This window comes from Amycolatopsis sp. NPDC052450, from assembly GCF_044547565.1.
Taxonomy (GTDB): Bacteria; Actinomycetota; Actinomycetes; order Mycobacteriales; family Pseudonocardiaceae; genus Amycolatopsis.
The window spans coordinates 111,821-131,796 of record NZ_JBIUAQ010000005.1; the positions used below are offsets into that span (position 1 = coordinate 111,821).

32 protein-coding genes are annotated in these 19,976 nt (G+C 65.7%); 2 read left to right on the forward strand and 30 right to left on the reverse strand.

Going from position 1 to position 19,976, the window contains the following annotated elements; translation table 11 throughout:
• Positions 1-18 precede the first annotated feature (18 nt).
• The 30 genes from ACIHAO_RS11220 to ACIHAO_RS11365 form a co-directional block, all read right to left on the reverse strand.
• A complete protein-coding gene (locus tag ACIHAO_RS11220) occupies positions 19-573 on the reverse strand; it encodes an adenylate kinase (protein ID WP_396556824.1) in 555 nt (184 codons plus the stop codon).
• Entirely contained in the window at positions 570-1,877 is a 1,308-nt protein-coding gene (gene secY / locus ACIHAO_RS11225; RefSeq protein WP_396556826.1) for a preprotein translocase subunit SecY, read from the reverse strand. The genes ACIHAO_RS11220 and secY overlap by 4 nt, the downstream gene beginning before the upstream one ends.
• 322 nt (positions 1,878-2,199) lie before the next feature.
• On the reverse strand, positions 2,200-2,832 hold the full coding sequence (locus ACIHAO_RS11230) for a LysE family translocator (RefSeq protein ID WP_396556828.1): 633 nt from the start codon (positions 2,830-2,832) through the stop codon (positions 2,200-2,202).
• A gap of 50 nt (positions 2,833-2,882) precedes the next feature.
• Complete coding sequence (locus ACIHAO_RS11235) at positions 2,883-3,650, reverse strand: hypothetical protein (protein WP_396556830.1); 768 nt, start codon at positions 3,648-3,650, stop codon at positions 2,883-2,885.
• 321 nt (positions 3,651-3,971) lie between these two features.
• Positions 3,972-4,418 carry a 50S ribosomal protein L15 gene (gene rplO / locus ACIHAO_RS11240; protein WP_125790071.1) on the reverse strand — a complete coding sequence of 149 codons (447 nt, stop codon included), beginning with the start codon at positions 4,416-4,418 and terminating at the stop codon, positions 3,972-3,974.
• Positions 4,415-4,600: a 50S ribosomal protein L30 gene (gene rpmD / locus ACIHAO_RS11245; RefSeq protein WP_076163011.1), complete on the reverse strand. Its 186-nt coding sequence runs from the start codon at positions 4,598-4,600 to the stop codon at positions 4,415-4,417. Before rpmD ends, rplO begins: the two co-directional genes overlap by 4 nt.
• Position 4,601: 1 nt before the next feature.
• The gene (gene rpsE, locus ACIHAO_RS11250; protein WP_076163010.1) at positions 4,602-5,249 is read right to left on the reverse strand and encodes a 30S ribosomal protein S5; all 648 of its coding nucleotides are present in this window, start codon (positions 5,247-5,249) and stop codon (positions 4,602-4,604) included.
• 31 nt (positions 5,250-5,280) lie between these two features.
• Positions 5,281-5,679, reverse strand: coding sequence for a 50S ribosomal protein L18 (gene rplR / locus ACIHAO_RS11255; protein WP_037314970.1), 399 nt, complete (start codon positions 5,677-5,679; stop codon positions 5,281-5,283).
• Positions 5,680-5,681: 2 nt separating this feature from the next.
• Positions 5,682-6,221, reverse strand: coding sequence for a 50S ribosomal protein L6 (gene rplF, locus ACIHAO_RS11260; RefSeq protein ID WP_125788824.1), 540 nt, complete (start codon positions 6,219-6,221; stop codon positions 5,682-5,684).
• 16 nt (positions 6,222-6,237) lie between these two features.
• Complete coding sequence (gene rpsH / locus ACIHAO_RS11265; RefSeq protein WP_005166791.1) at positions 6,238-6,636, reverse strand: 30S ribosomal protein S8; 399 nt, start codon at positions 6,634-6,636, stop codon at positions 6,238-6,240.
• 80 nt (positions 6,637-6,716) lie between these two features.
• A complete protein-coding gene (locus ACIHAO_RS11270; RefSeq protein WP_005166789.1) occupies positions 6,717-6,902 on the reverse strand; it encodes a type Z 30S ribosomal protein S14 in 186 nt (61 codons plus the stop codon).
• Between the two features lie 4 nt (positions 6,903-6,906).
• The gene (rplE, locus tag ACIHAO_RS11275; RefSeq protein WP_061979954.1) at positions 6,907-7,470 is read right to left on the reverse strand and encodes a 50S ribosomal protein L5; all 564 of its coding nucleotides are present in this window, start codon (positions 7,468-7,470) and stop codon (positions 6,907-6,909) included.
• Between the two features lie 2 nt (positions 7,471-7,472).
• Complete coding sequence (gene rplX / locus ACIHAO_RS11280) at positions 7,473-7,787, reverse strand: 50S ribosomal protein L24 (protein WP_125788822.1); 315 nt, start codon at positions 7,785-7,787, stop codon at positions 7,473-7,475.
• 3 nt (positions 7,788-7,790) lie between these two features.
• Positions 7,791-8,159, reverse strand: coding sequence for a 50S ribosomal protein L14 (gene rplN / locus ACIHAO_RS11285; RefSeq protein WP_125788821.1), 369 nt, complete (start codon positions 8,157-8,159; stop codon positions 7,791-7,793).
• Between the two features lie 79 nt (positions 8,160-8,238).
• Positions 8,239-8,520, reverse strand: coding sequence for a 30S ribosomal protein S17 (rpsQ, locus tag ACIHAO_RS11290; protein WP_007031041.1), 282 nt, complete (start codon positions 8,518-8,520; stop codon positions 8,239-8,241).
• Positions 8,517-8,765: a 50S ribosomal protein L29 gene (gene rpmC / locus ACIHAO_RS11295; RefSeq protein ID WP_007031040.1), complete on the reverse strand. Its 249-nt coding sequence runs from the start codon at positions 8,763-8,765 to the stop codon at positions 8,517-8,519. The genes rpsQ and rpmC overlap by 4 nt, the downstream gene beginning before the upstream one ends.
• Entirely contained in the window at positions 8,765-9,184 is a 420-nt protein-coding gene (gene rplP / locus ACIHAO_RS11300) for a 50S ribosomal protein L16 (RefSeq protein WP_061979956.1), read from the reverse strand. The genes rpmC and rplP overlap by 1 nt, the downstream gene beginning before the upstream one ends.
• A gap of 3 nt (positions 9,185-9,187) precedes the next feature.
• On the reverse strand, positions 9,188-10,039 hold the full coding sequence (gene rpsC / locus ACIHAO_RS11305; protein WP_125788820.1) for a 30S ribosomal protein S3: 852 nt from the start codon (positions 10,037-10,039) through the stop codon (positions 9,188-9,190).
• A complete protein-coding gene (gene rplV, locus ACIHAO_RS11310; protein ID WP_125788819.1) occupies positions 10,039-10,455 on the reverse strand; it encodes a 50S ribosomal protein L22 in 417 nt (138 codons plus the stop codon). The genes rpsC and rplV overlap by 1 nt, the downstream gene beginning before the upstream one ends.
• A 29-nt stretch (positions 10,456-10,484) precedes the next feature.
• Positions 10,485-10,766: a 30S ribosomal protein S19 gene (gene rpsS / locus ACIHAO_RS11315; RefSeq protein ID WP_026468892.1), complete on the reverse strand. Its 282-nt coding sequence runs from the start codon at positions 10,764-10,766 to the stop codon at positions 10,485-10,487.
• A gap of 18 nt (positions 10,767-10,784) precedes the next feature.
• Positions 10,785-11,621 carry a 50S ribosomal protein L2 gene (gene rplB, locus ACIHAO_RS11320; RefSeq protein WP_125788818.1) on the reverse strand — a complete coding sequence of 279 codons (837 nt, stop codon included), beginning with the start codon at positions 11,619-11,621 and terminating at the stop codon, positions 10,785-10,787.
• 16 nt (positions 11,622-11,637) lie between these two features.
• Positions 11,638-11,949 (reverse strand): 50S ribosomal protein L23, encoded by a 312-nt coding sequence (gene rplW / locus ACIHAO_RS11325; RefSeq protein ID WP_101612167.1) that lies wholly within the window; start codon positions 11,947-11,949, stop codon positions 11,638-11,640.
• Entirely contained in the window at positions 11,946-12,632 is a 687-nt protein-coding gene (rplD, locus tag ACIHAO_RS11330) for a 50S ribosomal protein L4 (RefSeq protein ID WP_396556839.1), read from the reverse strand. Before rplD ends, rplW begins: the two co-directional genes overlap by 4 nt.
• Before the next feature lie 2 nt (positions 12,633-12,634).
• Complete coding sequence (gene rplC / locus ACIHAO_RS11335; protein ID WP_125788816.1) at positions 12,635-13,285, reverse strand: 50S ribosomal protein L3; 651 nt, start codon at positions 13,283-13,285, stop codon at positions 12,635-12,637.
• Positions 13,286-13,316: 31 nt separating this feature from the next.
• A complete protein-coding gene (rpsJ, locus tag ACIHAO_RS11340) occupies positions 13,317-13,622 on the reverse strand; it encodes a 30S ribosomal protein S10 (RefSeq protein WP_003102098.1) in 306 nt (101 codons plus the stop codon).
• Positions 13,623-14,018: 396 nt separating this feature from the next.
• A complete protein-coding gene (tuf, locus tag ACIHAO_RS11345; RefSeq protein WP_005166772.1) occupies positions 14,019-15,212 on the reverse strand; it encodes an elongation factor Tu in 1,194 nt (397 codons plus the stop codon).
• Between the two features lie 124 nt (positions 15,213-15,336).
• Positions 15,337-17,436 (reverse strand): elongation factor G, encoded by a 2,100-nt coding sequence (fusA, locus tag ACIHAO_RS11350; RefSeq protein WP_125790077.1) that lies wholly within the window; start codon positions 17,434-17,436, stop codon positions 15,337-15,339.
• A gap of 63 nt (positions 17,437-17,499) precedes the next feature.
• Positions 17,500-17,970 (reverse strand): 30S ribosomal protein S7, encoded by a 471-nt coding sequence (gene rpsG / locus ACIHAO_RS11355; protein WP_005166770.1) that lies wholly within the window; start codon positions 17,968-17,970, stop codon positions 17,500-17,502.
• Positions 17,970-18,344, reverse strand: a complete 375-nt coding sequence (gene rpsL / locus ACIHAO_RS11360; protein ID WP_003102113.1) for a 30S ribosomal protein S12 — start codon at positions 18,342-18,344, stop codon at positions 17,970-17,972. The genes rpsG and rpsL overlap by 1 nt, the downstream gene beginning before the upstream one ends.
• A gap of 377 nt (positions 18,345-18,721) precedes the next feature.
• Positions 18,722-18,868 carry a hypothetical protein gene (locus ACIHAO_RS11365; protein ID WP_199746243.1) on the reverse strand — a complete coding sequence of 49 codons (147 nt, stop codon included), beginning with the start codon at positions 18,866-18,868 and terminating at the stop codon, positions 18,722-18,724.
• 198 nt (positions 18,869-19,066) lie between these two features.
• Between ACIHAO_RS11365 and ACIHAO_RS11370 the strand changes: the two genes are divergently transcribed.
• Positions 19,067-19,645 (forward strand): YbaB/EbfC family nucleoid-associated protein, encoded by a 579-nt coding sequence (locus ACIHAO_RS11370; RefSeq protein ID WP_396556844.1) that lies wholly within the window; start codon positions 19,067-19,069, stop codon positions 19,643-19,645.
• A complete protein-coding gene (locus ACIHAO_RS11375) occupies positions 19,642-19,974 on the forward strand; it encodes a hypothetical protein (RefSeq protein WP_396556846.1) in 333 nt (110 codons plus the stop codon). The genes ACIHAO_RS11370 and ACIHAO_RS11375 overlap by 4 nt, the downstream gene beginning before the upstream one ends.
• The last annotated feature ends 2 nt before the right edge of the window (positions 19,975-19,976 follow it).

Consider the following 19,976-nt stretch of genomic DNA (forward strand, 5'->3'; position numbering starts at 1 on the left):
CACGCAGTCCTCCGAGGTTCACGTGCGGTCGCGCAGCGCTTCCAGCACGCGGGCGGAGATCTCGTCGACCGTGCCGACACCGTCGACGGTGACCAGGATGTCCGCGTAGTACTCGAGCAGCGGAGCCGTCTCGGACACGTAGATCTGCTGACGACGACGGATGACCTCTTCGGTGTCGTCCGAGCGGCCGCGGGACAGCAGCCGCTCGACGACGACGTCTTCCGAGACCTGGAGCTGGATGACCGCGTTCAGCTTGGTGTCGACCTCGCCGAGGATCTCGCCGAGAACGTCGGCCTGCTTGGTGTTCCGAGGGAACCCGTCCAGCAGGAAACCGACCTTGGCGTCAGGTTCGGCAAGGCGCTCGCGCACCATCTCGTTCGTGACCGCGTCGGGCACGAGTTCGCCGGAATCCAGGTAGCGCTTGGCCTCCTGGCCCAGCGGCGTCTGCTCCCCCACGTGGGCGCGGAACAGATCGCCGGTCGAGATGTGCGGGATCCGGAGCTTCTCCGACAGTGCTACCGCCTGAGTACCTTTGCCCGCGCCAGGAGGGCCAACGAGAACCAGGCGCGTCACTTCAAGAACCCTTCGTAGTTACGTTGCATCAGCTGGCTTTCGATCTGCTTCACGGTGTCGAGACCGACACCGACCATGATCAGCACAGCCGTGCCACCGAACGGGAAGTTCTGGTTGTTCCCGCTACCGGTAACGGACAGGAAGAAGTTCGGAAGGATCGCGATGATGCCCAGGTACAGCGAGCCCGGCAGGGTGATGCGGCCGAGGACGTAGCTGAGGTACTCCGCGGTGGGTCGGCCCGGGCGGATACCCGGGATGAAGCCACCGAACTTCTTCATTTCTTCCGCACGCTCGTCCACGTTGAACGTGATCGTGATGTAGAAGTACGTGAAGAAGATGATCAACGCGAAGTACAGCAGGACGTGCGCCCAGCTGGACTGGTTGACGATGTAGTTCTGGATGAAGACCTGCCAGCCCGCGTTGCTGTTGGGGTCGGCGACGAGGCGGCTGATCAGGTCCGGCAGGTAGAGCAGCGACGAGGCGAAGATGACCGGGATGACACCGGCCTGGTTCACCTTGATCGGCAGGTACGTCGAGGTACCGCCGTACATGCGGCGGCCGATCATGCGCTTGGCGTACTGCACCGGGATCCGGCGCTGGCCCTGCTCGACGAAGATGACGCTGGCGATGATCACCAGGCCGAACACACAGATCAGGGTGAAGACCACCGGGCCGGCGCTGCTGAGGATGTTGCCACCCTCGATCGGGATCCGGGCCGCGATGTTCAGGAAGATGAGGACGGACATGCCGTTGCCGACGCCGCGCTCGGTGATCAGCTCACCCAGCCACATCATGACGGCGGTACCGGCGGTCATCGTGATGACGATGATGGCCAGCGTGTAGACGCTGTTGTCCGGGATGATCGCGGTGTCGCACTGCGGGAAGAGCTGCTTGCGGTCGGCGAGCGCCACCACACCGGTGGCCTGCAGGATCGCGAGGGCGATCGTCAGGTACCGGGTGTACTGGGTCAGCTTGCCCTGGCCGGCCTGGCCTTCCTTCTTCAGTTCCTCGAACCGCGGGATGACCACGGTGAGGAGCTGGACGATGATGCTCGCCGTGATGTACGGCATGATGCCGGTCGAGAACAGCGACAGCTGCAGCAGTGCACCGCCACTGAACAGGTTCAGCAGCTGATAGACGCCCTCCTGCGACCCGGTCTCCGTACATTGCTGCACGGCGGAATACGAGATACCCGGGGCCGGAATGGTGGCACCGATTCGGTAGACCGCGACGATGGCTAGCGTGAACAGGATCTTCTTACGTAGATCCGGCGTCGCTAGAGCCGAGCGGAAGGCGCTGAGCACGCGGGGAACCTCCTCGGCGTCGTCGGCTGTCTTACCGACGATCGGCTTGGCCGGCCTGGGGCCGGCGGGAACACACAGCTTTCTGGCACAAGCCAGGAACGCTTCGGGGCACACTCGTCCCGAAGCGTGTCGCCGACTCTAACAGCTTCACAGGGCGTGTCCGCAGTGCGTGTGGGTTTTCCGGACGAAGGTTGGTCCGAGGGGTTGATCGACTTGTGCTTCTCGCTCCGGGACCTTGACAGAACGCCTTGTCGTTACTCACTTTCCTGGCCCCACCGGATCGCACTTAGCCCGCTAAACGCGCTGTGATCAGGGGCGGGGATCAGGAGTTCGAAGCGGCGAGGGCGCCCGCCATCCCGAGGAGCACGACGCCGGTTCCGCGGTCGACGTTGCGAGTCGCGCGGCGGGACAGCCGGAGCGACTTCACGAGCGCTCCTGCCCCGACATAGGTCGCGCCCGCGATGAACTCAGCGAGCAGGTAGACGGCGCCGAGGATCGCGATCTGGTTGGAAAAGGAGCCGTGAGCTGCGTCGATGAACTGGGGTACGAACGCGGTGAAGATGAGGATCGCCTTCGGGTTCGTGATCGCGACGACGAATTCCTTCCTCGCGATCCGTAGCGCCGGTACGGATTCAGCACCCTGCGGCGTCTGGACCAGCGCGGTTCGCCCGGCCCGGAACGTCGACCACAGCAGGCGCCCGCCGATCCAGACCAGGTAGGCGACGCCCGCCCACTTGATCACCGTGAGTGCAAGTTCGGAAGCCGCGAGGAGCTGTCCGAGCCCGGCCGCGACAGCCGCGATCAACACCGTGAATGCGGCCAATCGGCCTAACAGGCCTGCGAGCCCTTTCCACGCCCCCTGTGTCATGCCGTGGTGCAGGCCGAGCAGATTGTTCGCCCCTGGCGTAAAAGCCACGAGCACCGCCGCTCCGAAAAAGACCGCCACCCAAGTCATCGGACACCTCCTCCCCCACCGTATCGGCGGCCGCGAGCGCGTTTAGCGGGCTAATCGCGCTCTTTTGGGCCGGATTCCGGCGGAGGCGCGAAGGCCGAATAGTCCGGTGTCGCCGGCTGTGCCTCCGGCGGAAGCACCGTGACGGAGATGCCGTCTTTCGGTGTGGGCATGTCCGCGAGGCTCGGGTCGCCGCTCATCGGGAACTCGTCGTCCTGGACGCGGTGGCTCATCACAGCCGCTCCCGCCGCGCTCACGACCGCGGCGAAGAGTGCCCACAAGCCCGCCTCCAGCGTCAGCGTCACCTCGGTGCCCTCTCCCATCGGGCGTCCGAGCCCCAACGTGTCGGTGGTGACGACGACTCCCGCGAGGAATACCGCCGCGATGGTGGTGAGCCATCGGTCCAAAGTGCCCGGTCGTCGGAGGCTGGCGGCGCGGACGCCGACGACTGTGGCCACCAGAAGGAACGCCGCGGCGATCAGGAGCGGGATGCCGACGGGCGACGTCGATGTCGTCTGTGGAGGGTGGTCGGGCTGGATGATCTTCAGGTCCCACGCACTGTGCACGACCTCGATCAAGAGCTCGGCTTTGGGATCGAAGCTGAGTCGATGCTCGGCGCTGAAGAACGGAAAGAGACAGCCCATGAGGGTCAGCACCAGGGCCAGGGTCGCCAGTCCCGCCGCGACGAGCCTGCGGGGCTCGGGCCGGCCGGACCGCACTGGCCTTTCCGCGGGATCCATGGGCCCCGAGACCGATACGACCATCGGCGGGGCGTCCGGCTGCTGAGGGGGCTGCGGATCCTGCCCTGGAGGTATGGCCACCCCACGATCCTTCCAGCTCAGGCACCCCTTCGCCATGCTCCGGCCTCTTCGGCCAGAGCGACTTTAGCCCCCTAATCGCGATCTGGACGGCGGGCACCTGGGCGACCGGCGGAGCGCGTTTAGCCCCCTAAACGCGCTCCGGGGGCCGGAGGGGCTGCCCGCGCCGGGATCGCGATTAGGGGGCTAAACGCAAGTCGGCGCGAGCGCCGCACGGAGGGGCCGGATCGCGATTAGGGGGCTAAAGTCGCCCGGGTCGGCGCAAGCGAAAGGCCCGCCGTGGCGGAGCCAGGCGGGCCTTTCGGTGAAGCGAGCGAAGAAAGCTCAGAGCGTGGTGGCGGAGCCACCGGCGGCGGAGAGCTTCTCCTTGGCGGAGCCGGAGAAAGCGTCGGCGGTGACGTCCAGCTTGACGCCGTTCAGGTCACCGTTGCCGAGCACCTTCACGAGCTTGTTCTTGCGAACAAGACCCTTCGCGACGAGCTCCTCGTTGCCGACCTTGCCACCCTCCGGGAAGACGCGGGCGATGTCGCCCAGGTTCACCGGCTGGTACTCGGTACGGAAGCGGTTCTTGAAGCCGCGAAGCTTCGGGAGCCGCATGTGGATGGGCATCTGCCCACCCTCGAAACCGGCGGGCACGTTCTTCCGGGCCTTGGTGCCCTTGGTACCGCGACCGGCGGTCTTGCCCTTCGAGCCCTCACCACGGCCGACGCGCATCTTCTCGCGCTTCGAGCCCGGAGCGGGACGAAGGTGGTGGATCTTGATGGCAGTCATGCCTTGACCTCCTCGACCTCCACCAGGTGGCGGACCGTGTGGATGAGGCCGCGAACCTGGGGGGTGTCTTCACGCACCACAGACTGCCGGATCTTGCGCAGCCCGAGGGTACGCAGCGATTCACGGTGGTTGTGCTTGGTGCCGATCTTGCTCTTGACCTGGGTCACCTTGAGCTGAGTCATGTCAGACCCCCTGACCCGCACGCTGGCGCAGCATCCGAGCGGGGGCGACGTCCTCGAGCGGGAGACCGCGGCGGGCCGCGACCTCTTCGGGACGCTGCAGACCCTTCAGGGCCGCCACGGTCGCGTGCACGATGTTGATCGCGTTGTCGGAGCCGAGCGACTTCGACAGCACGTCGTGGACACCCGCGCACTCCAGCACCGCGCGGACCGGACCGCCGGCGATGACACCGGTACCGGCGGAAGCCGGACGCAGCAGCACGACACCGGCGGCTTCCTCACCCTGGATCGGGTGGGGAATGGTGCCGCCGACGCGGGGAACGCGGAAGAAGTTCTTCTTCGCTTCCTCGACGCCCTTGGCGATGGCCGCGGGAACTTCCTTGGCCTTGCCGTAGCCGACGCCGACCTGACCGTCGCCGTCACCGACGACCACCAGGGCGGTGAAGCTGAAGCGACGACCACCCTTGACGACCTTGGCGACGCGGTTGATCGTCACGACCTTCTCGAGGTGCGGGGTCTTGTCCTGGCCGGCCCCGCCACGACCGCTGTCGCGACGATCCCGGCCGCCACCACGGCGTTCATTGCGGTCGTTGCCGCCCTGCCCGCCGGGTCCGCCCTGTCCGCCGCCGAATTGCCGTGTACGTCCCGGCATCAGGCTTTCCTTCCATTCACGAGCATCTGCATCAGAATTCCAACCCCGCTTCACGGGCGGCGTCAGCGAGAGCGGCGATGCGGCCGTGGTAAGCGTTACCGCCACGGTCGAACACCACGGTCGAGACACCGGCGTTCTTGGCGCGGTTGGCGACAAGCTCCCCGACCTTCGCGGCCTTGGCCTTCTTGTCGCCGTCGAGCGCGCGGACGTCCGCCTCGAGGGTGGACGCCGACGCCAGGGTCTTGCCGGCGAGGTCGTCGATCAGCTGCACGGCGATGTGCCGCGACGAACGCTTGACGACCAGGCGCGGGCGCTGGTCCGTGCCGTTGATCTTCTTGCGAAGGCGGAAGTGCCGACGGGCCTTCGCGACGCGGCGGCGGGTCGAGATGTCCTTGCCGACCGGCTTGCGCTTCGTAGTCGTGTCGCTCATGATCACTTACCCGTCTTTCCGACCTTGCGGCGGATCTTCTCACCCTCGTAGCGCAGGCCCTTGCCCTTGTACGGGTCCGGGCGGCGCAGCTTGCGGATGACCGCGGCGATCTGGCCGACCTTCTGCTTGTCGATGCCCGAGACCGAGAACCGGGTGGGGGTCTCGACCTTGAAGGTGATGCCTTCCGGGGCCTCGATCTTCACCGGGTGGCTGTAGCCGAGGGCGAACTCGAGGTCCGAACCCTTGGCCTGCACGCGGTAACCGACACCGTGGATTTCGAGCTTCTTCTCGTAACCTTCGGTCACACCGACGACGAGGTTGTTGACCAGCGTCCGGGTGAGACCGTGCAGGGCACGGCTGGTGCGCTCCTCGTCGGGCCGCTTCACCTGCAGCGTGCCGTCTTCGGCGCGCTCCACGGTGATCGGCTCGGCGATGGTGTGCTCAAGGGTGCCCTTGGGCCCCTTGACCTTGATCTGCTGACCATCGATGGTCACCTCGACCCCGGAGGGGACGGCGACCGGCAGCTTTCCAATGCGTGACATGTCTGTGCCCCCTTCCTTACCAGACGTAGGCGAGGACTTCGCCGCCCACGCTGTTTCGCTTGGCCTGACGGTCGGTCTGGAGGCCGGACGACGTCGAGATGATCGCGACGCCGAGGCCACCGAGAACCGACGGCAGTTCGGTCGATTTTGCGTAGACCCGCAGGCCGGGCTTGGACACGCGGCGAAGGCCGGCGATGCTGCGCTCACGGTTGGGGCCGTACTTCAGCTCCACGATGAGGTTCTTGTGCTTCTCGCCCGGCTCGTCGCGGTAGCCCGAGATGTAGCCCTCGCGCTTGAGGATCTCGGCGATGTTCGCCTTGATCTTCGAGTGGGGAAGCACGACCTCGTCGTGGTAAGCCGAGTTCGCGTTACGCAGACGGGTCAAGAAGTCTGCGATGGGGTCGGTCATCGTCATGGTGACCTGTCAACCTTTCTCGCCCTGGTTCCCTGCATCGACTGCAAGGCCTGTGGCGAAGTGGGAGTTAAAAAAGACTCTTACCAGCTGGACTTGCGGACGCCGGGCAGCTCGCCCGCGTGTGCCATCTCGCGAAGGCAGATCCGGCAGAGCCCGAACTTGCGGAACACCGAGTGCGGGCGACCGCATCGCTGGCAACGCGTGTAACCGCGAACCTTGAACTTCGGCGTCTTCGCGGCCTTGTGGACCAGTGCTTTCTTGGCCATCGACTCAGTTCTCCTTGAACGGGAAGCCGAGCTTGCGAAGCAGCGCGCGGCCCTCGTCGTCGGTGTTGGCGGTGGTGACGACAGTGACGTCCATACCGCGCGGGCGGTCGATGGCGTCCGGGTCGATCTCGTGGAACATGGACTGCTCGTTGAGACCGAACGTGTAGTTGCCGTTGCCGTCGAACTGCTTCGGCGAAAGCCCGCGGAAGTCACGGATACGCGGAAGCGCGATGGTCAGCAGCCGGTCGAGGAACTCCCACATCCGGTCGCCGCGCAGCGTGACGCGCGCACCGATCGGCTGGCCCTCGCGCAGCTTGAACTGCGCGATGGACTTGCGGGCCTTGCGAACCTCGGGCTTCTGCCCGGTGATCGCGGCCAGGTCGCGGATGGCGCCTTCGATCAGCTTGCTGTCACGGGCGGCGTCACCGACACCCATGTTCACGACGACCTTGACGACGCCCGGGATCTGGTGGACGTTCTCGAAGGAGAACTCCTCCTGGAGCTGTCCCTTGATCTCCTCGCGGTACCGCACCTTGAGGCGCGGGGCGATCTTCTCTGCGGTGGTCATGATCAGATGTCCTTACCGTTCCGGCGCGAGACCCGGACCTTCTTGCCGTCCTCGCCGATGCGGTAGCCGATACGAGCCGGCTTGCCGTCGGAGTCGACGACCATCACGTTCGAGACGTGGATGGGCGCCTCCTGGGTGACGATGCCGCCGGACTGCGCACCGCGCTGGGTCTGGGAGATCCGCGTGTGCTTCTTGATCCGGTTCACGCCTTCGACCAGCACGCGCTCACGCTCGGGGTAGGCCTGGATGACCTTGCCCTTGGCACCCTTGTCCTTGCCGGCGATGACGACGACCGTGTCGCCCTTCTTCACCTTCATGCTCTACAACACCTCCGGCGCGAGCGAAATGATCTTCATGAACTTTCGGTCGCGCAGCTCGCGGCCCACCGGGCCGAAGATGCGGGTGCCGCGGGGCTCATTGTCGTTCTTGATGAGCACAGCAGCGTTTTCGTCGAAGCGGATGTAAGAACCGTCCGGACGACGGCGCTCCTTGCGCGTGCGAACGATGACGGCCTTGACGACGTCACCCTTCTTCACGCCGGCAGCCGGCATGGCGTCCTTCACGGTGGCGACGATGACGTCGCCGATGCCCGCGTAGCGCCGCCCCGAGCCGCCGAGAACGCGGATGCAAAGGATTTCCTTCGCGCCCGTGTTGTCGGCAACCCGAAGCCGCGACTCCTGCTGGATCACGTCTACTCCTGTATGTCGCGCTGGTTCTCGCGCTGAAGCGCGAGCCTTGCGGAACTAAGGGACTCAAAAAGAGCCCTACTTACTTGGCCTTCTCCACGATCTGCACCAGGCGCCAGCGCTTGGTCGCCGACAGCGGACGGGTCTCCATCAGGGTGACCCGGTCGCCGACGCCGGCTTCGTTGTTCTCGTCGTGCACCTTGACCTTGCTGGTGCTGCGGAGAACCTTGGCGTAACGACGGTGCTTCTTGCGGTCTTCGAGCTCGACCACGATCGTCTTGTTCATCTTGTCCGAGACGACGTAACCCTCACGGACCTTGCGGTCGTTACGGGGGGCCGCCTCAGCGTTGGGCTGCTCGCTCATGCGGCACCTTCACTCTCGGCGTCAGGGGAAACGGACAGGCCGAGTTCACGCTCGCGCATGACCGTGTAGATCCGCGCGATGTCCGTGCGGACGGTGCGCAGACGGCGGTTGTTGTCGAGCTGTCCGGTCGCCATCTGGAAGCGGAGGTTGAAGAGCTCCTCCTTGTATTCCTTCAGACGCAGAACGAGCTCTTCCGCGGTGAGCTCACGCAGCTCCGATGCCTGGGCAGCACCTGCCTTCGCCATCAGAACTCACCACCTTCACGGGTCACGATGCGGCACTTCATGGGCAGCTTGTGGATCGCGCGACGGAGCGCCTCGCGGGCGGTCTCCTCGTTCGGGAACGAGATCTCGAACATCACGCGGCCCGGCTTCACGTTGGCGATCCACCACTCGGGCGAACCCTTACCGGAACCCATGCGGGTTTCCGCCGGCTTCTTGGTCAGCGGGCGGTCCGGGTAGATGGTCGTCCACACCTTGCCGCCACGCTTGATGTGACGCGTCATGGCGATACGAGCGGACTCGATCTGCCGGTTGGTCACGTAGCTGTGCTCAAGCGCCTGGATGCCGTACTCGCCGAAGCTCACATTCGTACCGCCCTTGGCGGCACCGTGGCGCTTCGGGGAGTGCTGCTTCCGGTGCTTGACCCTGCGCGGGATGAGCACGTGTCAGCCCTCCGTCTTTTCTGCAGTCTCAGCAGCCGGGGCCTCAACGGCCGCAGGGGCGGTGTCGTCGCTCTTCGCGGCGGCAGCCGCCCGACCGGCTTCGGTCGAGGTCGGCGTCGTGCCCGACGCGCCGGAACGGCGCGGGCGGGACGGACGGTCACCACGGTCACGGCGCGGGGCACGCTCGGCGGCCGCGGCGGCGTCACGCGCCTCCCTGGCCTTGAGGCCGCCCACGAGCTCGCCCTTGTAGATCCACACCTTCACGCCGATGCGACCGAACGTCGTCTTGGCCTCGAAGAAGCCGTAGTCGATGTCGGCACGCAGCGTGTGCAGCGGGACGCGGCCATCGCGGTAGTGCTCGGAGCGGGACATCTCGGCACCGCCGAGACGACCGCCGCACTGCACGCGGATGCCCTTGACCTGCGGCGAACGCATGGAGGTCTGGATCGCCTTGCGCATCGCGCGGCGGAACGCCACACGGTTGCTCAGCTGCTCCGCGACACCCTGAGCGACGAGCTGGGCGTCGGCCTCGGGGTTCTTGACCTCGAGGATGTTCAGCTGGACCTGCTTGGCGGTCAGCTTCTCCAGCGCGCCGCGGATGCGGTCGGCCTCCGCGCCGCGACGGCCGATGACGATGCCCGGCCGGGCGGTGTGGATGTCGACGCGGACCCGGTCACGGGTGCGCTCGATCTCGACCTTGGAGATCCCGGCGCGCTCCATGCCCGTGGACAGCAGCTTCCGGATCTTGACGTCCTCGGCCACGTACTCCGCGTACTGCTTGTCGGCGTACCAACGCGACTTCCAGTCCGTGGTGATCCCCAGGCGGAAGCCGTGCGGGTTGATCTTCTGGCCCACTACCGGCCACCTGCCTTCTTCTTGCCCTGTGCCTTCTTGGCCTCGGCCTTCGGACGCGACTCCACCTCGACGGTGATGTGGCTGGTCCGCTTACGGATCCGGTACGCGCGGCCCTGGGCCCGCGGACGGATGCGCTTGAGGGTCGGGCCCTCGTCGGCGTAGGCGTTCTTGATCCAGAGGGTGTCCGGATCGAGATCGAGGTTGTTCTCGGCGTTGGCCATGGCGCTGGCGAGCACCTTCGCGACCGGCTCGCTTGCCGCCTGCGGGGCGAACTGGAGCACGGCCAAGGCGTCGGCGGCGCTACGTCCCTTGATCAGCTCGATCACCCGGCGCACCTTGGTAGGCGAGTCCCGGACGAAGCGAGCCCGCGCGTAAGCCGTCGGCAATGCCTCGGCCACGTCGTTCTGGGCGTTCATCGCTAGCTTCCTTGTTCTCTCGTGCCCGCTCAGCGGCGGCGCGACTTGCGGTCGTCCTTGATGTGGCCCTTGAAGGTCCTAGTCGGGGCGAACTCGCCCAACTTGTGACCCACCATCGCCTCGGTGACGAACACCGGGACGTGCTTGCGTCCGTCGTGCACCGCGATCGTGTGTCCCAGGAAATCCGGGATGATCGTGGACCGACGCGACCAAGTCTTGATCACGGTCTTCTTGCCCGACTCGTTGAGAACGTCCACCTTCTTGAGCAGGTGGTCGTCCACGAAGGGGCCCTTTTTAAGGCTACGTGGCATGTGCTTCTACCTCCCTGCTCAGCGCTTGTTCTTGCCGGTACGGCGACGTCGGACGATCATCGAGTCCGAAGCCTTGCGGCGACGGGTACGACCCTCGGGCTTGCCGTTCGGGTTCACCGGGTGACGACCACCGGAGGTCTTACCCTCACCACCACCGTGCGGGTGGTCGACCGGGTTCATGACGACACCACGGACGGTGGGACGCTTGCCGCGCCAGCGGTTACGGCCCGCCTTGCCCCAGTTGATGTTGGAGTGGTCGGAGTTGCCGACCTCGCCGATGGTGGCGCGGTTGCGCACGTCGACGTTCCGGATCTCGCCCGACGGGAGACGAAGCTGGGCGTAAGGCCCGTCCTTCGCCACCAGCTGCACCTTGGCACCGGCGGACCGCGCCATCTTCGCGCCGCCACCGGGGCGGAGCTCGATCGCGTGGATCACGGTGCCGACCGGGATGTTGCGCAGCGGCAGGTTGTTACCCGGCTTGATGTCGGCGCGGGGGCCGTTCTCGACCGTGTCACCCTGCTTGAGCTTCTCCGGCGCGATGATGTAGCGCTTCTCGCCGTCGGCGTAGTGCAGGAGCGCGATACGAGCGGACCGGTTGGGGTCGTACTCGATGTGCGCGACCTTGGCGGGAACGCCGTCCTTGTCGTTCCGGCGGAAGTCGATCAGCCGGTACGCACGCTTGTGGCCACCACCCTTGTGGCGGGTGGTGATCTTGCCGCTGGAGTTACGGCCGCCGGTCTTGCTCAGCGGACGCAGCAGCGACTTCTCCGGGGTGGACCGAGTGATCTCGGCGAAGTCGGAGACGCTGGAACCGCGACGACCCGGGGTCGTCGGCTTGTACTTGCGGATGCCCATGTGTCAGCTCAGTCCTTTACGCGGTGGGTCCGCCGAAGATCTCGATCGGCTTGCTCTCAGCCGAAAGAGTCACGATGGCGCGCTTGGTGTCCTTGCGCTTGCCGAAGCCGGCGCGAGTCCGCTTACGCTTGCCCTGGCGGTTGAGGGTGTTGACACTGACCACCTTGACGCCGAACACCTTCTCGACCGCGATCTTGATCTGGGTCTTGTTGGCGTCCGGGCGAACCACGAACGTGTACTTGTGGTCTTCAAGCAGTCCGTAGGACTTCTCGGAGATCACCGGCGCGAGCAAGATGTCGCGGGGATCGGGGATGGCGATCGCACTCACTGCTCGTCACTCCCTTCAACCTCGCTCGACCGCGCGCTGGCCTTCGCGCCCTTGCCCCTGACGGGACCGGCGACGAACACGTCGTAAGCGGCCTTGGTGAACACCACGTCGTCGTTGACCAACACGTCGTAGGTGTTGAGCTGATCGGGCGTGATGATGTGGACCTCGGCCAGGTTCCGCAGCGAGTTCCAGCTCAGCTCGTCGTCGCGGTGCAGCACCACGAGAACGCGCTTGGCCTGGGTCACCGCGGCGATGACGGCCTTGGCGGACTTGGTGGACGGCTTCTCGCCGGTCACCAGTTCGGTGACGACGTGCAGCTGTCCGGCACGGGCCCGGTCGGAGAGGGCGCCACGGAGAGCGGCGGCCTTCATCTTCTTCGGGGTCCGCTGGGTGTAGTCACGCGGCGTGGGGCCGTGGACGACGCCACCACCGGTGAACTGCGGCGCACGGGTCGAACCCTGGCGGGCGCGGCCGGTGCCCTTCTGGCGGTACGGCTTCTTGCCACCACCGCGGACTTCACCGCGGGTCTTGGTGTCATGCGTGCCCTGGCGCGCGGCGGCCAGCTGGCCCACCACGACCTGGTGCATGAGGGGCACGTTGGCCTGCACGTCGAAGATCTCCGAGGGGAGCTCGACCGTGCCGTCGGCTTTACCGGCCGGGGTCTTCAGCTCGACGCTGCTCATGTTCAGTTACCACCCTTCGCGGCGCTGCGAACGAACAGCAGGCCGCCCTTGGGACCGGGCACGGCGCCCTTGATCAGCAGCAGGCCGTCCTCGGCACGCACCGCGTGCACGGTCAGGTTCTGCGTGGTGACCCGGTCGTTGCCCATCCGGCCCGCCATGCGCAGGCCCTTGAAGACGCGACCCGGGGTGGCGCAGCCACCGATCGAGCCCGGCTTGCGGTGCACGGCCTGCGCGCCGTGGCTGGCGCCCTGGCCCTTGAAGCCGTGACGCTTCATGACACCGGCGTAGCCCTTGCCCTTGCTGGTACCGGTCACGTCGACCTCGATACCGGCCTCGAACACCTCAGCGGTGATCTCCTGGCCGACCTCGTAGGTCTCGGCGTCGGTGGTACGCAGCTCGGCAAGGAAACGACGCGGGGTCACGCTCGCCTTGTCGAAGTGGCCGGTGCGCGGCTTGTTGACCCGGCGCGGGTCGACCGCGCCGAAAGCCAGCTGCACGGCCTTGTAGCCGTCGGTTTCCTGGGTCCGAACCTGGGTGACCACGTTCGGGCCGGCCTGCACGACGGTCACCGGGACGACCCGGTTGTTCTCGTCGAAGACCTGGGTCATTCCGAGCTTGGTGCCCAGAATGCCCTTCATTTGCCTGTCAGACATGAGTCTCTTACTCTCCGCCGCTCGCCAGCCGCTACTGGATGTTGACGTCGACGCTCGCCGGCAGGTCGATGCGCATGAGCGCGTCGACCGTCTTCGGCGTCGGGTCGAGGATGTCGATCAGACGCTTGTGCGTGCGCATCTCGAAGTGCTCGCGCGAGTCCTTGTACTTGTGCGGCGAGCGGATGACGCAGTAAACGTTCTTCTCGGTGGGCAGCGGCACCGGCCCGACAACACGGGCGCCGGTGCGCGTGACCGTCTCGACGATCTTGCGCGCCGAGGTGTCGATCGCCTCGTGGTCGTAGGCCTTGAGCCGGATGCGGATCTTCTGTCCCGCCATGGTGGCTGCTCGTTCCTTGTCGTCTCGTGCCGCTTTTGTCTTTTCAAACCTCAGTCTGACTGAGGTTTTCCCAGTTCAACGGCCCTGTCCCCGGTCCACGCGGTCGGGCGTGTCGAGCCCGACGCACAGACGGATCCCGCGGGATCTTCGTCTTGCCTGGTCTTCCTCAACGTGAGGAGGCATCGAGCCGGCGGAAATGCTCGACCGCCGTCTCAAACGCCCTTGCCCGCTAGCCTCACCCGAAGGAAGTGCTCCGCGGACCGTGGCCGCTCATACCAGGGCGGCCGGAACCTCGAAAGGTTCGGCCGCCCCAGGACGAGCAACCTGAATAGTGTCGCACACGTGATTTGACGCCTTGAACCCGGGGGTGTATCAGACCCCCGGGTCGGCGTTAAATCACTTGTTGATCTTGGTGACCTGGCCGGCGCCCACGGTCCGTCCACCCTCACGGATGGCGAAACGCAGACCCTCGTCCATGGCGACCGGCTGGATCAGCACAACGCTGATGTCCGTGTTGTCGCCCGGCATGACCATCTCGACACCCTCCTTGAGGGTGACGACGCCGGTCACGTCCGTGGTACGGAAGTAGAACTGCGGGCGGTAGTTGTTGAAGAACGGGGTGTGACGGCCACCCTCGTCCTTCGACAGGATGTAGACCGAGCCCTCGAACTCCGTGTGCGGGGTGGTGGTGCCCGGCTTCACGACGACCTGGCCGCGCTCGACGTCCTCGCGCTTGATACCGCGGACCAGCAGACCGACGTTGTCGCCGGCCTCACCCTGGTCGAGCAGCTTGCGGAACATCTCGACACCGGTGACGGTGGTCTTGGTCGACTTCTCCTTGATGCCGACGATCTCGACCTCTTCGTTCACGTTGACGCGGCCACGCTCGATACGGCCGGTCACGACCGTGCCACGGCCGGTGATCGTGAAGACGTCTTCGATCGGCATCAGGAACGGCTTGTCGAGCTCGCGCACCGGGTCCGGCACGTTCTCGTCGACGGCCGCCATGAGCTCGAGCACGCTCTCGCCCCACTTGGCGTCGCCCTCGAGGGCCTTCAGGCCGGAGACCTTGACGACCGGAGCGTCGTCACCAGGGAAGTCCTGGGAGGACAGCAGCTCGCGGACCTCGAGCTCGACGAGCTCCAGGATCTCCTCGTCGTCGACCATGTCGGCCTTGTTCAGCGCGACCACGATGTAGGGCACGCCGACCTGCTTCGCGAGCAGCACGTGCTCACGGGTCTGCGGCATCGGGCCGTCGGTCGCCGCGACCACGAGGATCGCGCCGTCCATCTGCGCCGCACCGGTGATCATGTTCTTGATGTAGTCCGCGTGACCGGGGGCGTCCACGTGAGCGTAGTGACGCTTCTCGGTCTGGTACTCGACGTGCGAGATGTTGATCGTGATGCCGCGCTGCTTCTCTTCCGGCGCGTTGTCGATCTGGTCGAACGCCGACGCCGTGTTCAGCTCGGGGTACTTGTCGTGCAGAACCTTGGTGATCGCCGCGGTCAGAGTGGTCTTACCGTGGTCGACGTGACCGATGGTCCCGATGTTGACGTGCGGCTTGGTCCGCTCGAATTTCGCCTTCGCCACTGGAATGTCCTCCTGGACTGTTTTGCTTACTCACCGGCCAACGTGGCTGTCGGACGGGGATTCGTTTCTTGACGGATGCTGCGGACGTTCAGGAGTGTTCCTTATGCCCGCGAGCGGACGGGAACTACTCCCCCGTCGCCTTCGCGATGATTTCCTTCGCGACGTTCGCGGGAACCTCGGCGTAGGAGTCGAACACCATGGAGTAGTTGGCACGTCCCTGCGTACGCGAACGCAGGTCGCCGACGTAACCGAACATCTCCGACAGCGGGACCAGTGCCTTGACGACACGGGTACCGGCGCGCTCCTCCATGGCCTGGATCTGGCCACGGCGGGAGTTGAGGTCGCCGATCACATCGCCCATGTAGTCCTCGGGCGTGGTGACCTCGACGGCCATCAGCGGCTCGAGGATGACCGGACCGGCCTTCTTCGCGGCTTCCTTCATCGCCATGGAACCGGCGATCTTGAAGGCCATTTCCGAAGAGTCGACCTCGTGGTACGCGCCGTCCAACAAGGTGAACTTCAACCCGACGAGCGGGTAGCCGGCCAGCACGCCGTACTGCATGGCGTCCTGCGCGCCCGCGTCGACCGACGGGATGTACTCCCGCGGCACGCGACCACCGGTGACCTTGTTGTCGAACTCGTAGAGGGCACCGTCGGTGGACTCGAGCGGCTCGAGCTTGACGATGACCTTCGCGAACTGGCCGGAACCACCGGTCTGCTTCTTGTGCACGTAGTCGAGCTTCTCGACCGTCTTGCGCACCGTCTCGCGGTAGGCGACCTGCGGCTTACCGATGTTCGCCTCGACCTTGTAGTCGGACTTCATGCGGTTGACCAGCACCTCGAGGTGCAGCTCGCCCATACCGGCGATGATCGTCTGGCCGGTGTCCTCGTCCAGGTTGACCTGGAACGTCGGGTCCTCTTCGGCCAGCTTCTGGATCGCCAGGGACAGCTTTTCCTGGTCGGCCTTGGTCTTCGGCTCGATCGCGACGCGGATGACCGGCGCCGGGAACGTCATCGACTCGAGGACGACCGGGTTCTGCGGGTCGGCGAGGGTGTCACCGGTGGTGGTGTCCTTCAGGCCGATGACCGCGTAGATGTGGCCCGCCTGGGCCTCATCGACCGGGTTCTCCTTGTTGGAGTGCATCTGGAATAGCTTCCCGATGCGCTCCTTGCGCTCCTTGGTGGCGTTGATCAGCTGCGCGCCGGCGGAGACCTTGCCCGAGTACACCCGGATGTAGGTCAGCTTGCCGAAGAACGGGTGCGCGGCGATCTTGAACGCCAGAGCGGAGAAGGGCTCTTCGGTCGACGGCTTGCGCGACACGACGGTCTCACCGTCGGGCAGCGTGCCCTCGACGGCGGGGACGTCCAGCGGCGACGGAAGGTAGTCGATGACCGCGTCGAGCATGGGCTGAACGCCCTTGTTCTTGAAGGCGGAACCGGTGAGCACCGGGTACGCCTCGCGGTTCACGGTGAGCTTCCGGATACCGGCCTTGAGCTCGGCCTCGGTCGGCTCCTCGCCCTCGAGGAACTTCTCCATCAGGGAGTCGTCGGTCTCGGCGATGGCCTCGACCAGCTTCTCCCGGTACTCGGCCGCCTTGTCGGCGAGCTCGGCCGGGATCTCCTCGACGGCGTAGTCCTCACCCTTCTGGACCTCGCCGCGCCAGGTCAGCGCCTTCATGCGGACCAGGTCGACGACGCCTTCGAATTCGCTCTCGGCGCCGATCGGCAGCTGGATGACCAGCGGGCGGGCGCCGAGGCGCTCCTCGATGGTGCGGACGGTGAAGTAGAAGTCCGCGCCGAGCTTGTCCATCTTGTTGACGAAGCAGATACGAGGAACCTCGTACTTGTCCGCCTGACGCCAGACCTGCTCGGACTGCGGCTCGACACCTTCCTTGCCGTCGAAGACGGCGACGGCACCATCGAGCACGCGGAGCGAACGCTCCACCTCGACGGTGAAGTCGACGTGCCCCGGGGTGTCGATGATGTTGATCTGGTGATCGGCCCAGAAAGTGGTGGTCGCAGCCGAGGTGATGGTGATACCCCGCTTCTGCTCCTCCTCCATCCAGTCCATGGTGGCGGCGCCATCGTGGACTTCACCGATCTTGTAGTTGACCCCGGTGTAGAACAGGATCCGCTCGGTGGTGGTGGTCTTACCGGCGTCGATGTGGGCCATGATGCCGATGTTGCGGACCTGGTTCAGGTCGGTCAGCACGTCACGTGCCACGAGAGTGTTCCCCTGTCTCAAAATTGGGGCCCGGCAAGGCTTGGATCGGCAGCCGGGCGGTCATCACCAGCGGTAGTGCGCGAAGGCCTTGTTGGACTCGGCCATCTTGTGCGTGTCCTCGCGCCGCTTCACGCTGGCGCCGAGGCCGTTGCTCGCGTCGAGCAGCTCGTTCTGCAGGCGCTCGATCATGGTCTTCTCGCGGCGGGCCGCGGAGAAGGAAACCAGCCAGCGAAGCGCGAGCGTGGTGGAACGTCCCGGCTTGACCTCGATCGGCACCTGGTAGGTGGCACCACCGACACGGCGGCTCTTCACCTCGATGGTGGGCTTCACGTTGTCAAGGGCGCGCTTCAGCGTGACGACCGGGTCAGTGCCGGTCTTCTCGCGAGCGCCTTCGAGGGCGCCGTAGACGATGCGCTCGGCCAGAGACCGCTTGCCGTCCTTCAGCACCTTGTTCACCAGCTGGGTGACCAGCGGGGATGCGTAGACGGGGTCAGAGATCAGCGGCCGCTTCGGGGCCGGACCCTTGCGGGGCATTAGCTCTTCTCCTTCTTCGCGCCATACCGGCTGCGCGCCTGCTTACGGTTCTTGACACCCTGGGTGTCGAGCGAACCGCGGATGATCTTGTAGCGGACACCCGGCAGGTCCTTCACACGACCACCGCGCACGAGCACCATCGAGTGCTCCTGCAGGTTGTGGCCTTCACCGGGAATGTAGGCGGTGACCTCGATGCCGCTGGTCAGCTTCACACGAGCGACCTTGCGAAGCGCCGAGTTCGGCTTCTTGGGGGTTGTGGTGTACACGCGAGTGCACACACCACGCCGCTGCGGGCTCCCCTTGAGGGCCGCGGTCTTCTGCTTGGCAGCCTTGTCCTGGCGGCCCTTACGGACCAGCTGCTGGATCGTGGGCAATGGACCAGCTTTCTGTTCGCGATCTTGCTACTACGTGTTGTCTCCGGCCCCCGCGGTCGGGCGTGTCGGCCCGCGTCACGGTCTTGCGACCGGTAACTTCCCGTAGGGATTTTCCGTCGGATCCCGTGTGGGCGAAGCCGGTGGACCGGATGCCTGAGCACCCCGTCCATGCCGCACGGCACACGGGACGGCCCGACGCCTGCCGGGCACGGTCTCCAAAGATACCCGGCCTCTTCCGGACCGGCCAAATCGGGGGGTCTATAACTATATCGTGCCGGGCGTCACGCCGCGGCGACCCTGATGGAACGGCGTTTCGGGGCGGTCTCCCCGCCATACCCCCGCCACCGCCCGCAACGGACGCGCCACGCGCCCGGCCGTCATTCCTCGTCGGGCTTCGCGTGGTCCGCCCGGCCCGGATGCGGGTCCCTCGAGAGATCGATCAACGGATGCACGGGAGCCCCCTCCGGCGCCGCGTGACTCCCCCGCCGGGGTTCTTCGATGCTTTCCTGCTGCTCGGCGTCCACGACGCCCTCCCCTCACTGTACTGATCCGTACTGATTCCGCCCTGCTCGGCGAACCACGCTACCTATTCCCCCATCGGGTGAGCCGGATGGATCCGGAAAGGACACCATCGCGTCAAAGCGGTGAATGGGTCACGATGACACCGGTCACAGTGCCGCCGCTGATGGCCGGACGACGCACCGCAAGCACGGGGAGGCTCCATGTCGGCCGAGTTCGAACAACTCGTCGCGGAATTCGAGAAATTCCAGTCCAAGATCAAACAGGCCGAGACGCAGTTCGCGAAGGTCGGCGAGATGCAGAGTGAACTGGCCGAACTGGAGTCGGTGGCGACGTCACCGGACCGTTCGGTCACCGTCGTCGCGGGCCCCGGCGGGTCCGTGAAGGACATCCGCCTCAGCCCGGAAGCCCTTCGGCAGCAACCACAACAGCTCGGCGCCGCCATTCTGTCCACTTTGCACACCGCGGTGGCCGACGCGGCGCGGAAGCAGGCGGGGATCGTCGACGCGCAGTTCGGCGGGACGTTCCATACGAACGTCGAAGAACAGGTTCTCGAAGCCCAAGCGGAAGCCTGGGGAACCACAACGGACGATCTGCGGTCTCAGATGTCGGAGGAGCCACCACCGGGCACCGCCCGCCGCCCTCGGAACGAAGACGACTTCAGCGAGGAAACGGTGCTCCGGCGGTCGGACGAACCGGCTCCCGGACGACCGCCGTCGGCCGGGGACTCGCCCGGTGACCAGTTCCTCAAGAACCTGTTCGACGAGGAGGATCACCGATGACCGGACCAGGCGGGCACGCGGTCAAAACGCAGGCCTTGACCGACTACGCGAACAAACTCGGTTACTACAAGGACGAGGCGGGGAAGTTCGGCGACCTCGTCGACCAGGCCGACGTCACGGACAAGTCGTGGGGCCTGATCGGGCTCGCGGTGAAGCAGACCTACACCGGCAAGCTCGCCGATCTGCGCGAACTGCTCGAACTGATGAAGACCGGGGTCGACGCGTTCTCCGGGAAGATGACCCAGGCGGCGTCGATCTACAACGGCTTCGAAAACGACGCGACGATCACCCTGGGGAAGTACGAAGCCAAGATCGACGGACCGAAGTGAGC

Coding starts and splice junctions, on each gene's coding strand:
- rpsG (WP_005166770.1), bottom strand. CDS start 17,970: ATGCCCCGCAAGGGTCCGGCCCCGAAGCGGCCGCTGATCTCTGACCCC.
- rplX (WP_125788822.1), bottom strand. CDS start 7,787: ATGAAGGTGAAGAAGGGCGACACGGTCGTCGTCATCGCCGGCAAGGAC.
- ACIHAO_RS11230 (WP_396556828.1), bottom strand. CDS start 2,832: ATGACTTGGGTGGCGGTCTTTTTCGGAGCGGCGGTGCTCGTGGCTTTT.
- rplF (WP_125788824.1), bottom strand. CDS start 6,221: ATGTCACGCATTGGAAAGCTGCCGGTCGCCGTCCCCTCCGGGGTCGAG.
- ACIHAO_RS11375 (WP_396556846.1), top strand. CDS start 19,642: ATGACCGGACCAGGCGGGCACGCGGTCAAAACGCAGGCCTTGACCGAC.
- rplR (WP_037314970.1), bottom strand. CDS start 5,679: ATGAGCGACACGACTACGAAGCGCAAGCCGGTCGGCAAGGACATCTCG.
- rplE (WP_061979954.1), bottom strand. CDS start 7,470: ATGACCACCGCAGAGAAGATCGCCCCGCGCCTCAAGGTGCGGTACCGC.
- rpsS (WP_026468892.1), bottom strand. CDS start 10,766: ATGCCACGTAGCCTTAAAAAGGGCCCCTTCGTGGACGACCACCTGCTC.
- rpsQ (WP_007031041.1), bottom strand. CDS start 8,520: ATGAGCGAGCAGCCCAACGCTGAGGCGGCCCCCCGTAACGACCGCAAG.
- rpsJ (WP_003102098.1), bottom strand. CDS start 13,622: ATGGCGGGACAGAAGATCCGCATCCGGCTCAAGGCCTACGACCACGAG.
- rpsH (WP_005166791.1), bottom strand. CDS start 6,636: ATGACGATGACCGACCCCATCGCAGACTTCTTGACCCGTCTGCGTAAC.
- rpmD (WP_076163011.1), bottom strand. CDS start 4,600: ATGACTCAGCTCAAGGTGACCCAGGTCAAGAGCAAGATCGGCACCAAG.
- rplB (WP_125788818.1), bottom strand. CDS start 11,621: ATGGGCATCCGCAAGTACAAGCCGACGACCCCGGGTCGTCGCGGTTCC.
- rplD (WP_396556839.1), bottom strand. CDS start 12,632: ATGAGCAGCGTCGAGCTGAAGACCCCGGCCGGTAAAGCCGACGGCACG.
- rpsE (WP_076163010.1), bottom strand. CDS start 5,249: ATGCCGGGACGTACACGGCAATTCGGCGGCGGACAGGGCGGACCCGGC.
- rpmC (WP_007031040.1), bottom strand. CDS start 8,765: ATGGCGAAGGCAGGTGCTGCCCAGGCATCGGAGCTGCGTGAGCTCACC.
- ACIHAO_RS11270 (WP_005166789.1), bottom strand. CDS start 6,902: ATGGCCAAGAAAGCACTGGTCCACAAGGCCGCGAAGACGCCGAAGTTC.
- rplC (WP_125788816.1), bottom strand. CDS start 13,285: ATGTCTGACAGGCAAATGAAGGGCATTCTGGGCACCAAGCTCGGAATG.
- ACIHAO_RS11370 (WP_396556844.1), top strand. CDS start 19,067: ATGTCGGCCGAGTTCGAACAACTCGTCGCGGAATTCGAGAAATTCCAG.
- rplV (WP_125788819.1), bottom strand. CDS start 10,455: ATGAACGCCCAGAACGACGTGGCCGAGGCATTGCCGACGGCTTACGCG.
- rplO (WP_125790071.1), bottom strand. CDS start 4,418: ATGACTGCCATCAAGATCCACCACCTTCGTCCCGCTCCGGGCTCGAAG.